This is a genomic window from Calyptranema fuscum S582 (genome assembly GCF_055793305.1).
In genome coordinates, this window is the sequence record NZ_JBSLYH010000012.1 from 145,910 (window position 1) to 158,081 (window position 12,172).

8 protein-coding genes are annotated in these 12,172 nt (G+C 47.9%); 6 read left to right on the forward strand and 2 right to left on the reverse strand.

Going from position 1 to position 12,172, the window contains the following annotated elements; all coding sequences use genetic code 11:
- Positions 1–183: 183 nt before the first annotated feature.
- Positions 184–303 carry a photosystem II reaction center protein PsbX gene (psbX, locus tag ACR6Z4_RS10885; RefSeq protein WP_479717285.1) on the reverse strand — a complete coding sequence of 40 codons (120 nt, stop codon included), beginning with the start codon at positions 301–303 and terminating at the stop codon, positions 184–186.
- 176 nt (positions 304–479) lie between these two features.
- On the opposite strand from psbX, the gene ACR6Z4_RS10890 reads away from it, so the two are divergent.
- Positions 480–785: a YggT family protein gene (locus ACR6Z4_RS10890; RefSeq protein ID WP_479717286.1), complete on the forward strand. Its 306-nt coding sequence runs from the start codon at positions 480–482 to the stop codon at positions 783–785.
- Between the two features lie 266 nt (positions 786–1,051).
- Here ACR6Z4_RS10890 and ACR6Z4_RS10895 read toward each other — a convergent pair whose 3' ends face one another.
- Positions 1,052–4,564, reverse strand: coding sequence for a DUF4347 domain-containing protein (locus ACR6Z4_RS10895; protein ID WP_479717287.1), 3,513 nt, complete (start codon positions 4,562–4,564; stop codon positions 1,052–1,054).
- Between the two features lie 1,502 nt (positions 4,565–6,066).
- Between ACR6Z4_RS10895 and ACR6Z4_RS10900 the strand changes: the two genes are divergently transcribed.
- From ACR6Z4_RS10900 to ntrB, 5 genes are all read left to right on the forward strand, one after another.
- A complete protein-coding gene (locus tag ACR6Z4_RS10900; RefSeq protein WP_479717288.1) occupies positions 6,067–6,726 on the forward strand; it encodes a PEP-CTERM sorting domain-containing protein in 660 nt (219 codons plus the stop codon).
- Between the two features lie 259 nt (positions 6,727–6,985).
- Entirely contained in the window at positions 6,986–7,591 is a 606-nt protein-coding gene (locus tag ACR6Z4_RS10905) for a DUF4439 domain-containing protein (protein ID WP_479717295.1), read from the forward strand.
- A 320-nt stretch (positions 7,592–7,911) separates the two neighbouring features.
- On the forward strand, positions 7,912–8,979 hold the full coding sequence (locus ACR6Z4_RS10910) for a 1-acyl-sn-glycerol-3-phosphate acyltransferase (protein WP_479717289.1): 1,068 nt from the start codon (positions 7,912–7,914) through the stop codon (positions 8,977–8,979).
- A 692-nt stretch (positions 8,980–9,671) separates the two neighbouring features.
- Positions 9,672–11,033 (forward strand): CmpA/NrtA family ABC transporter substrate-binding protein, encoded by a 1,362-nt coding sequence (locus tag ACR6Z4_RS10915; protein ID WP_479717290.1) that lies wholly within the window; start codon positions 9,672–9,674, stop codon positions 11,031–11,033.
- A gap of 92 nt (positions 11,034–11,125) precedes the next feature.
- On the forward strand, positions 11,126–11,926 hold the full coding sequence (ntrB, locus tag ACR6Z4_RS10920) for a nitrate ABC transporter permease (RefSeq protein WP_479717296.1): 801 nt from the start codon (positions 11,126–11,128) through the stop codon (positions 11,924–11,926).
- Positions 11,927–12,172 lie beyond the last annotated feature (246 nt).

Below are 12,172 nucleotides of genomic sequence, written 5' to 3' on the forward strand. Positions count from 1 at the left end.
TGGTCGTGGTATTGCAGGAATGATTTGGGATTGCATACGTCTTATTCCATGCAACAAAAAATTCACACCGGATTTGAAACACGACCAACTTGAATATCCACTATAGCTAAAAAGCCGCCCTACAAACTAAGGGGACACACCAGTAGCGGGTGTCCCCAGAAAGTTTTTCAGGTTGAGACGAAATTAACCCCGTTGAATTTTGTCTTTTTGGCTGATGAAAACTAAACCAACCACAACAGGAATAACGACAACCAGTAACCCGGCAAGCAAGCTGTATAGGAAATTTACTAAAGATGGTGTCATGGATCTCTAATCCTTAAATTTGGGCAACTAATTCTCTAATAATCTTATCGATCTGTTACTCGCTTGAGAAGGGGATAGACCAGAAGTTTCTAGAAATTGGTGAAGATTTAGCTGTAATCCTGCGTCAAGGTAGAATGTGGGAAGTACGGGTTACAAAGTTTAAAGATCTACTCATTATGACATCTGTCGCGATCGCCTCTTGGATTTTGGCTCCCCTGATTGGCTTGATGGTCTTACTCTTCATCTTTCGAATTGTCTTGACCTGGTATCCCCAAGTTGACATCAGCAAGTTTCCTTTCAGCCTAGTCATTCTGCCCACAGAGCCATTTTTGATCCCGCTGAGAAAAATTGTGCCACCTCTGGGAGGGGTCGATATTACGCCAATTATTTGGGTCGGTATCTTTAGCTTGCTCCGAGAAGTGTTGCTGGGGCAGCAAGGGTTGCTAACCATTGTGGCGCGGACAGGCTTCCCTGCCTCATAACCTTTGACCGGGGTGAATGGTCTAATAGCGCGTAGCGCTCAGGAAGAGGCATTCAATAGCTTCGATGATATGTCGTACGGGCGAACGGCCGTTCGCCCCTGCAAACGATTCAATCGTTGATCTGATGCAATCCACAACTCTTAGAAGCAAAAATCTGCTGGGTTGAACCGCAGCGATTTTAAACCAGCAGCCGTCCCAACATGAAACCCCTGTACCGCCCGCTGAGCGGGCGGTACAGGGGTTTTGGTTTAATCAGGCTGAGGTGCTTACCTCACCAGGAAGTTGTTGGCACTCAAGGCGTTCGCCGAAACATTGGCTATCGTTGCCAGGGCAACAAAACCACCGGCTGCATCCCCGTTGCTATCTACTCGCAAAACGGTGTTAGAACCAATTTGGGCTAACCGAACATAGCGCTTAAAGCGTTGAGGATCCGCATATCCGGGTTTTGCAAAGACTTGTCGCAAGTCAATCACATCTTGCCTTGCATTAAAGCCAACGATGCGATCGCCACCTTCGGCTGTGGTTTGATACACAATGCGATCTTTACCCGCACCGCCGCGTAAGAGATCTTTGCCTGCACCGCCCACCAACACATCATTGCCAAGGTTGCCAATCAAGCGATCGTTACCGTCTCCTCCAAATAAGACATCATTTCCTTGCTGACCGCGCAGGGCATCAATCCCGGTCGCCCCGATCAATAAGTCTTCGCCGCGTCCGCCTACGAGCAGGTCATTATCTCGACCTCCACCCAGGCGATCGTTACCCTGCCGTCCTAAAACTCGGTCATCTCCCCGATTTCCTCGGAGGCGATCGTTTCCGCTGTTGCCACTGAGGCGATCGCGACCGGCTCCACCGCCCATGGTGTCGTCTCCACGCCCTCCTTTCAACACATCATTTCCTCGATATCCGCGCATCAGATCATTGCCACTGTTGCCAATGAGCAGATCGTTGCCATAACCACCGCCCATGGTGTCATTGCCACGCCCTCCTTTTAAGGTGTCGTTGCCACGTTCACCAAACATGCGGTCATCATCGCGGCGACCTGCCAAGACATCATTGCCTCGACCGCCGAGCAACCGATCCTTGCCATCACCACCATTAAGGCGATCGCGATTTTTACCCCCGCTCAAGACATCATCGCCTTCGTTGCCGCGCAGCAGATCATTACAACCGTAGCCATACAGGCGATCGTTACCCCGCCCCCCGCTCAAGGAATCTTCACAGCCCAAGCCTCGTAAGACATCATTGCCCTGGCGACCGGCTAATCGATCTGCACCACCCGATCCTTTCAGGACATTGGGTTTCGCATTGCCGTTCAACACCAATCCTGGCTCATCAGAACAATTGCAATCGTCATCTGTGGGGGTGACGATGCCCCTAATCACCAACTCGTCACGAGTGCTATCAACCCCGACGTTGCCAGAGGTATCAATTGCCCTACCCGTAACACTGTAGGTATTGATCGGCAACCCTGGCGTGATGGTGTTATTTAACAATGTCCAGGTGCCGTCTCCGTTATTATTGGCTCGATATACCTTACCGTTAACGGTAATTCTGACGGTTGCCGTGACATCATCGACGGTGCCTGTCAATTGAGGGGTCCGGTCTGTCGTCACCAGCCGATTGACCGTGATCACCGGAGGAGTGGTATCGGGAGTCGTGCCACTGATGATTTTCAGTTCGTTGGTGGTGCCATCCGTGCCCTTATTACCGGCTGTATCGGTGGCGATCGCCGTCACACTATACGTATTGACAGGCAGCAGCGGGCTGATCGTATCATTCGCTAACGTCCAGGTGCCGTTTCCATTATTCGTTGCCGTGTACGTTTTTCCGTTAACTGTCACCTGGACGGTTGCCGTTGTGTCATCCACCGTACCTGTCAGTTGTGGATTTTTGTCGGCAGTGGTCAAAAAGTTAACCGTGACGACAGGAGCTGTGGTGTCAGCCGTAGAATTCAGGTTGAACGTTGCAGGCGTTGCATCGATCGCCCCATTATTATCGAGGGCTGCATAGGTAAAGCTGCCGCCGTTAAACCCTGCGGTAGCCTGGAAAAAGACCTGACTGATCTCGGTAACCGAAAGAATCTGTCCGGCAACAATTAACGTACCCCCACTCGCCGGATCAGAGAGATATAATGCTCCGTCCGCTGCCGCAGGCAACGTCTCAATTCGGTACCCCGTCACCGTTCCATCGGTATCTGCCCCAGCCGGAATCGTCAGATTGGTGGTTGTCCCGGCAGTGATTGTGACAGCCCCATCGCTGGTGGTTGGTGGTGTGTTGGGTGCCGTGTTGGAGTTGAGGGTAACGATGGCAGGAGACGGATCAATCCCGCTATCGTTATCAATTGCCGCATAGGTAAAACTGCCACCATCAAAACCAGCCGTGGCATTAAACACCAGATTTGACAGGTTAGCCTCAGAAATAACCTGTCCAGCCGTAATTTCGTTACCGACGGCTACCGAACCCAAATAAAGGACGCCATCGGCAGCACTGGGAAGTGAAATAATTTTGTAAAACGTGATGGAACCATCGGCATCACTTCCACCCAACCCATTCACGGTTGGCAATACAGGCAGGGTAACGCTGGTGCTGGGGTTTAGGGACACCGTCGCATCAGCCGTGGTCGGTGGGGTGTTATCAAAGGTAATATTGCTGAGAAATGCGACCCCGTGGCTACCAGGGTTCGCTTGTGCTGTTGGACCATCGCGGAAGATCAGGGTAAATCCGGTAATGTCATTAGTGAATGTCACCCTGGCGGTTCCTCGCCCTGAGTTTGGCACAGTCCCAACAACGTCGCCGTTGGGGGAGTTACCATTTCCCGTCAGTGTATTCCCTAAAATCGTGTAAGACGGATTGCCAGATGGGGTAAAGGTCGGTGAAACAGACCCCGATGTAATGGAGTTTGTCCCGGTAATGACAACCTGGTCATTCCACCCCGGACTGGAATCGTCTACATCAAACATTTCAAAGCTGGCATTGCTGACCGTTACAGGTAGCCCACTGACGGAATCTGTAAAGGTAACAGTAGCCGTAACCCCGGTGCCTGCGGTTGTAGGGTCAATCTGCATCCGCAACGATTCGGGCTTAGAGGCAAAGTCATACCCCCCTGCAAAGAAATTGTCATCGTCTAAGGTGCTGACCGTAACCCCTGGATCTGCCGTCACGGTAATGGTGATATTGACGGTGCCAATGGTGAACGTTTGAGTTCGGGGAAAGGCTCCAGCCGTTTGCGTCCAGTCAACCGTGCTCCAATCTAAAACAGCGAGGACGTGGCGATACGCTGCCATCGTCTCTGGTCGCAGAAGCGGCAACGCTTGAATGGTTGCGGTTGTAACATCTAAATCCCAGTTACCTCCGAGGGCACCGTTCCCCGTTAAGGTACTAGAAGCGGCGATCGCTGCTCCGGTCAGATGTGCCAATTGCTCTACAAAACGCTGCCCTATCCGTTCGGCAGCAACTGTGCATCCATAGAGCAAAATCTCAGCATTTTGAGCTAGTTTTTTTGACCAATTTTGTAGCTGATTGGTGTAGAGGCTTAAGGTATTTAAACCAAGACGGGTTGAACCGATATAGATTTCACCCGGACTGCCATGGGAAACGATATGGAGATGCCCAGTGTTAGGACGGTTGGCAAGTATCTCCGTAATTTGTTCAACCCCATCTCGCTCAGGGTTAAGGACAAGCACATCGGCGTCCAAGTTAAGTCCTTGAACTAATTCTAGATAGTCACTAACCGTCGGATCGATCACCACAACGGTAGATGCATACAAGTCTGTCATAAACATTTACACCTAACCTTGAAACAGCGAAAAACGAGGTAAGAATTGGACTGATTGAAACTAAGCGAAAGCCGACAACGACTCATACTCTCTAGTGGATGCACCGTGTTCATGTGGGGAACTTAAGTTTTCCCTGCGAAAAACTTAAGTTCCCCACATGAGTTGGATTGATGAAGATCACGATAATAATTGGACAATTTAAGAATACTGAAGACCGATGCCTCAGTGATGAGAGGAACACACGATGATTGAATAGCGGCTGATGCCGTCTACAGCAAAAGTAACCTATTGACTTTAGTAGAAAACCAAACAATAGCAAAGGATCAAACGGTTACCCAATTTAGGAAATGGAGCATTCTCACAGTGCAAAACTCCATCTGATTAATTAAATTTGGTTTAAGAGTAATCACAACTATTTAGTATTCCTAAACTGAAACAAATCAAGCACTTGTCTTGATAACAGAATTCTCATACCTCACCTTGCTTTTTGAATGCCTGATTTAAGATCTTCATAATAAATAACCATAAATCGTAAAAAATAGACATCAAAGCTATTGTTATAGCAACATTATTTATTGATTTTAAGGATCCGGACATGGATAAAGCCCGCTTCCAAAACCTATATTGCGTGCCATGGAGATAGGTAAAATCTTCGAACCTGATGTCGGATGGATATTATATCAGTGGGAAATAAAGCTAAAGACCAACCGACGAAGACCCTGGAAAGGCTGTGTCCTCCAGGTTCTCTGATTCTACTCAACTTCAATAAAGTATTGACATTGGCGGATTTGGTGTCGGAGCTATCAAATTCTGTCAGAACGTAGCCTTTCAGCAAGAATTTTCGTAGTCAATCAAGCTTCTGAGCGGTGGCGTTATTAATAACCTGCGACACCGACAGTATAGAACTGTCAGACTATTGTGTTTATATCCCCACATTTTCCAAGCTAATTAAAAAATGTGACAAACCTGGGGAGGCGCTCAGAGCCTCTCTTTAATAGATGGACAGAGAAAATACTGAAGGACATCAATGTCTTAATTAAGATCAATTTTTTGTTGAGCTGACATTGCCCGCGTAACAAAAAATTGTTGAGTAAATACCACAATTCTCTATAACGCAATCCCAAAACGTTAAGCGTAAGGAGAAGTAAAATTCATCCATTGTGCGGTCAGTAGTCATCCCGATTACACAGTTTCACTGCGTTGAAATTTGTAGGTGTACGTAAGTTTATCAATTCATCAGTAAAGATTGTATCTAATTTAACTTTCCAAGAATGAAGTTACGGTGTTGTACACCCAAGCACTTGTCAGTTTTGCTACAGTTAACAAATAGAGCTACGTACATCCAGTTTTTCAACAACAACTTTTCCGAAGTATTCACATTCATGCGGTTTGAATGTCTAGTTTGATAGTGATCTCACGCTGGATTGCGAAAGTTTGATCCAAATTCGATCAAAAAAATCACGATCGTTACAACCTTAAAGAATCCACGGGTGTTTTTGGGCATGAAGAAAGTAGCATTTTTGTCATCTCTGTTAGCTGCGACTGGTTTGATCCTGACTACGACCGTAAAACCTGCCGCCGCTATTACGTTTGGATTTGATAACATCTTCCCCACTAATAGTGGAAGTGAGCTGTCGGGCGATCCATTCATCAATGATTTTGAGTTAGATGTCACTGAAAGCAGTGGCAATATTGTGTTTAAGTTCCTCAACAAAACAACCACAGCCAGCCACTTCATTGGCGGTATTTCGTTTAGCGATCAGGCTGGATTGTTGTCTAGCATGAATTTAAATACAGGTAATGTGGGAACGGTTGCTTTTAGTCACAGCAATGGCAACTTTCCGCAGGGCAATAAGGTAGAGGGGTTTGTCAATACTTTCTCAGCCGCGAAATCTGGAGCTGCCAGCAATGGGGTGAATGGTGGTGAAACGCTAGGTGTGTCCTTTGCTGGAAACTACAACCAGGTCATCAGTGCTTTGAACGCAGGGAGTTTGAAGGTCGGAATTCATGTCCAAAGCCTCCCTCAAGGTCAAAGCGACAGTTTTGTGACGGAGAGCCAAAATGTGCCTGAACCCTTAACCCTGTTGGGATCGGGTGTGGCTCTTGGGTTTGGTGCACTGTTCCAAAAAGAACGCTCTAAGAGGAAGAGAGCGTTGGTCTAGATCTCTCAGTTTTGCTTAATCCAGCGATGAAATTGAGTGTGGGTGCTGCGCGAAGCGCAGCACCCACACTCAATTTCATCGAGCACATCAGCGCCGCCCCAGAATACGACAGTGCCATTTTTACGTCAGATCAGTAGCGAATACATCCAATCGCTAACCCTTTAGCGTATACCCCTGTAGTTCACTTAATTGAACCAGGAGTTTACAATATGGCTCTCGTTTTTTGTCTGCTCGGTCTGTTTCTCGGCGTCATGTGGTTATGGGTGGGGCGATCGCAGGTTTGTCAACGGCTTTGGGGCTGTCGGCGATCGCTCGTCCAGGGCAAGCTACTCCGGCAGCAGATATGGATTCTGATAGAGCAGCGGATGCGGCGATTCTCAACAATGCGCTGTATTACGAACATCAAGCAATTTGGGCATATAACACCGCTGCCAGTCAGCTAAGTGATACCAATGTCGGGCAAGCGGTCAAAGCCTTAGCTTTGAGAAATCAAGCCGATCACATGGCACATCGCGATGCCTTAATGGCAGCGGTACAGAGTTTGGGTGCAACTCCGGTCACCGCAGCGGCAAGCTACGATCTATCGGCTTACATTCAACGGGGTGAAGGTAACTTAGATTCGGATGTGAATATCGCCAAACTGGCGCTGGCGCTTGAAACCGATGCGGCGATCGCTTATACCACCGAAATTGCTCGACTCAAAACTCCTGCATTGATTACTGCCGGAGCTAGCATTGGCACAGATGAATCAGCCCATGCAACGGCAATTCGAGCAGCCTTTGTTTCATTGGGTGTGGCGATCGACTATGTTCCTGCTTCATTTCTCAGTGCTGACACCCGCGAACAGTGGATCTTGAAAGTATAGCTGTTGTCTTTTCATCCACAACTGGTATCTACGGCTGGATTTTACCTGATCGCCACATACATCAATAAATAGCCATAACGACATACCCTTTTTAGGACGTGCACCTGCGGGCACACGTCCTATTCACCTACCAACGTAAAGGGATGCGTATCTGTAAGGGCAAAGCATTTGCACTCAGAGTTCTCAACGGTGACGGATAGCGTTTAGCAAAGGCTTTGCCCCTACACCAAAATATCGGTTATTTGGCAGACACAATCCGCCTCCATAATCTATATGCTAGGGGTTACCGATGAATTAACCTCAATTGCCCCTTCTGTGTCATGAATCTCTCATCCCATGACTCTGACCATTCAGATCCCGTTAGCGATCGCCCTGCTTCAACCGATGTGGCTCGACCCTATCGATTTAGCTGGTTTGATTGGTTTTGTCTATGGTACCCGCCCGGATGGTTGATCCTATTTAATCGGCATTGGCAACACTATCATGCGGATCCAGAAGGTTGGCGCTGGTTTGAATATGGGTTGTTTTTAGTACCGGGTGGGTTTTACATAGCACTGTTAAGCCGCTGGCTGCGGTTGGGTTGCCGATCGCCTCAACGCTTGCCTACCCAGATGGAACCGACCTACCAGAAAGCCTTCCGGGATGAATTACTCAGCCCCATTATGAACGACTACTTTCGGGCAGAGCTTCAGCACCTGGAACAGCTACCCACTACTGCACCCCTGATTGTGGCAACTAATCATGCGGGGATGTGTTTTCCCTGGGATCTTGTGGGACTAGGAATGCTCTTAAGTCAGACAAGAGGATGGTTGAGCCGACCCATTGCCCATACTATTTTCTTTGATCATCCCTGGCTACGATGGTGGTTACCCGCAGGGTGGTCGCAAGTATTAGGGGGGATTCGAGCGGATGCTCCTAGTTTTGAAGCTGCGGTTAAAGATCAAGATAGCCAAACCATTTTGTTATACGCTCCTGAAGGATGGCGTGGCTTAGCCAAAGGATGGGGTAAACGTTATCAACTGCAAACCTTTGACCCAAGTTTTATGCGATTGAGCGATCGCTATCAAGTTCCCATCTTGCCCGTAATTTGTATAGGGAATGAATTATTACATCCCTGGACAATCAATCTCAAAAAGCTAGCACGATGGCTGGGCTTACCAATGTTTCCCTTATCGGTATTAAGCTTGGTTTTTATCCTGTTTCCGTCTATGGGTATATGGGCAAATCGGACTCGTTTGCACTACTTCATCCAACCTGTCGAGAAACCCTGGAAAGAGGATAACGTGCAAGGAAAACCAGGATTTGACCATACCGCTACCTATCGGCAAGCTCAAGCATTGCGATCGCGCTTACAAAGCATCATGCATCATTTGATGGGCAAACGTTAAGTTGGGCAACCTCAGCCTTCTATACAAGGAGCATGTCACGTTGGCATGTTTAATTCAGCTATGAGATTCAGTGTACGCGGCACTCACATCGAATCTTTGTAAGGGCAGGTTTAGCAAATTCTAGATCGGCTTACAGTCAGCGTTTCGGCAAAACCTGCCCCTACGTTGGAATGCGCCTTCTGGCACTTTTGTCAGTCAATCAGCCGAGAACCTTGTCCTCATCAACCCCTCGACGGCTACAGTACCGAATGGATTGGAAATTTCTATTGTTTTGATAGATGCGATCGCGATATCAATTACTACTTCAATGGATACGATAGAAATATGTTGGGGACACTGTCATACCAAGCTTTTACGGTGTATCGCGTAAACGCAAGAGCTGACATAGGTTTCACCTTGTATGTAGTGATTAATTATAAAAAACCTTATCGATTGTATTTAATAATTATTTCCAAATTCGCTCTGAAACATTCATCATTTTTTCTTAAACACGGTAAGCTTACTTTTAAGGTTACAGAGATTACAAATGTGACTTCACTCAATCCGAGTGAAGCCACCCCGGAAAGGTATATGCCTGACGATTGAAACCATTTCAAGTCAGGTTTTCCGATCGATAAACCAAATCTTTCACTACTCAAATTAGCCGTTTATTGTCAGCCTTTTTTCAGATAAAAAGGCTGCGGGGAGGTTTTATGTCCAATTTTTCTAGATTGACTCGACGTAAGTTTTTGGCAACAGCCAGTGCCTCGGCAGCTGGAGCCGTTTTCCTCAAGGGATGTGTCGGCAATCCACCGACTGCAACCACTGGAGGTAGTGCGGCTACCCAGACCCCCTTACCTGCCCCGGTTGGTTCTACTGAAACCCCAGAAACCCCTGCTGCTAAATTGGGCTTTATTCCCATCCTGGAGGCAGCACCTTTGATTGTTGCCAAGGAAAAGGGCTTCTTTGCGAAATATGGGATAACCGAGGTTGAAGTCTCAAAGCAAGCAAACTGGGCATCTGCCAGAGATAATGTCACGATTGGTTCGCAAGGGGGCGGCATTGACGGGGGGCAGTGGCAAATGCCGATGCCGCACTTGATTACCGAAGGGATTATCACCAATGGTAACAAGGTACCCATGTATGTGCTGGCTCAGTTAATCACTCAGGGAAATGGGGTAGCGATCGCCAGTTCCCATGCCGGAAAAGGGTTGGGGCTAGATATTTCCAGTGCGGCTGACTATATCAAAAACTTTCAAGCCAGCAATGGACGTAAATTCAAAGCAGCGCATACATTCCCCAATGTGAATCAAGATTTTTGGATTCGCTATTGGTTTGCGGCAGGTGGAGTTGACCCCGATAGTGATATTGACTTGTTAGCCGTGCCGCCAGCTGAAACAGTGCAAGGGATGCGCAATGGCACGATGGATGCTTTTAGCACAGGTGACCCCTGGCCGTATCGGATTGTTACCGATGATATTGGTTTCATGGCAGCACTAACGGCACAAATTTGGAAATTCCATCCCGAAGAATATTTAGCCATGCGGGCTGATTGGGTCGATCAACATCCTAAAGCCACCAAAGCGATGCTTAAAGCTGTGATGGAGGCACAGCAATGGTGTGACCAACCGGAAAACCGGACGGAGTTGATCAGCATTGTTTCGGGTCGCAACTACTTCAATGTGCCCAAGGAAGTATTAGAAGCACCCTATGCTGGGAAGTACACCATGGGTGATGGTAAAGCCGCTATTGATAGCTTCAAAGAAGGACCCTTGTATTGGAAAGATGATATTGGCAATGTCTCCTACCCTTACAAGAGCCATGACCTATGGTTTTTAACCGAAACCATTCGCTGGAATTTTCATAATGGTGCGATCGCAGATATTGATACGGCTAAGCAATTGATTGATCGTGTTAACCGCGAAGATATTTGGCGCGAAGCAGCCCAGGAAGCTGGCTTTAGCGATATCCCTACGGATACCTCACGCGGTGTGGAAACCTTCTTTGATGGCATCAAGTTTGATCCTGCCAATCCAGAAGCCTACTTGAACAGCTTGACTATCAAGCGTATTTAATCTTTTTCCCTACTTCACATCATTCACCATTACAGGAGCTACTCATGGTTACTTCTACAAAACGACCATCCTCAAGCATCAACTGGACGGATATGATGCGGGAATTCTGGAAAAAGCAAGGACAAAATATGGCTTTACCCCTGATGGGTGTGCTTGCTTTTCTGGCAGTCTGGCAACTACTTTCGTCTTTGGGTATCACTCGCCTACCGGGTCCTCTCAGCGTTTGGACGGAAGAACGCACCCGCATCCTCTTGCTCTATCCCTTTTATGACCTGGGTGGGTTAGATAAAGGCTTATTCTGGCAAACCCTTGCCAGTCTGGGACGGGTTGCCCAAGGCTATTCTGCTGCCGCTGTTGTGGGTATTGCCCTTGGCGTACTTGTGGGAACTAACGCGATCTTAAACCGTGCCCTGGATCCCATTTTCCAATTTTTACGAATGGTGGCACCCCTCGCCTGGGTTCCGATCGCTCTGGTTGCGCTGCAAAAAAACCAGCCCGCTGCCATTTTCGTGATCTTCATTACGTCCCTGTGGCCCATCCTGATTAACACCGCAGAGGGGGTTCGCCAGGTTCCCCAAGACTACATCAACGTCGCTAGAGTCTTGCGGATTTCTCGCTGGAAGTACTTCTTCAAAATCCTCATGCCCTCTGCCCTGCCCTACATCTTCACCGGACTCCGAATTGCGATCGGGTTGGCATGGTTAGCAATTATTGCCGCAGAAATCGTTATGTCTGGCATCGTCGGTATTGGCTTCTTTATCTGGGATGCCTATCAACAAAACTACGTCAGCGACATCATTCTGGCAGTCGTCTACATCGGGGCTGTTGGCCTACTCCTAGACAAATTGATCTCCTACATTCAACGTCTCGTCCTTCCCACCGAGCAGCGGTAATACACATGAGAGGTTCAGGCAGGCTTGAAGCTTAAATTCAGCAACTTACACGGATGTTTAAGATGCCGTACCCATCCCAGTACAAAGCTGAAGTCGCCGATTTTATTGAATCCACGATTCGGCGAAGCATTCGGACAATGACTTGCTGATTCATTTCCAGAGTTTCACTACCGAATGCTTCGCCCCTACAACCTCTGTAAAAAAAATATCTCCCGTTCGGCTACGCTCACGGCAAATCCCATCTCC

What these genes read in the sequence shown, in the direction of transcription:
- psbX (WP_479717285.1), bottom strand. Translation starts at nt 303, where the DNA reads ATGACACCATCTTTAGTAAATTTCCTATACAGCTTGCTTGCCGGGTTA.
- ACR6Z4_RS10890 (WP_479717286.1), top strand. Translation starts at nt 480, where the DNA reads ATGACATCTGTCGCGATCGCCTCTTGGATTTTGGCTCCCCTGATTGGC.
- ACR6Z4_RS10895 (WP_479717287.1), bottom strand. Translation starts at nt 4,564, where the DNA reads ATGACAGACTTGTATGCATCTACCGTTGTGGTGATCGATCCGACGGTT.
- ACR6Z4_RS10900 (WP_479717288.1), top strand. Translation starts at nt 6,067, where the DNA reads ATGAAGAAAGTAGCATTTTTGTCATCTCTGTTAGCTGCGACTGGTTTG.
- ACR6Z4_RS10905 (WP_479717295.1), top strand. Translation starts at nt 6,986, where the DNA reads ATGGGTGGGGCGATCGCAGGTTTGTCAACGGCTTTGGGGCTGTCGGCG.
- ACR6Z4_RS10910 (WP_479717289.1), top strand. Translation starts at nt 7,912, where the DNA reads ATGAATCTCTCATCCCATGACTCTGACCATTCAGATCCCGTTAGCGAT.
- ACR6Z4_RS10915 (WP_479717290.1), top strand. Translation starts at nt 9,672, where the DNA reads ATGTCCAATTTTTCTAGATTGACTCGACGTAAGTTTTTGGCAACAGCC.
- ntrB (WP_479717296.1), top strand. Translation starts at nt 11,126, where the DNA reads ATGATGCGGGAATTCTGGAAAAAGCAAGGACAAAATATGGCTTTACCC.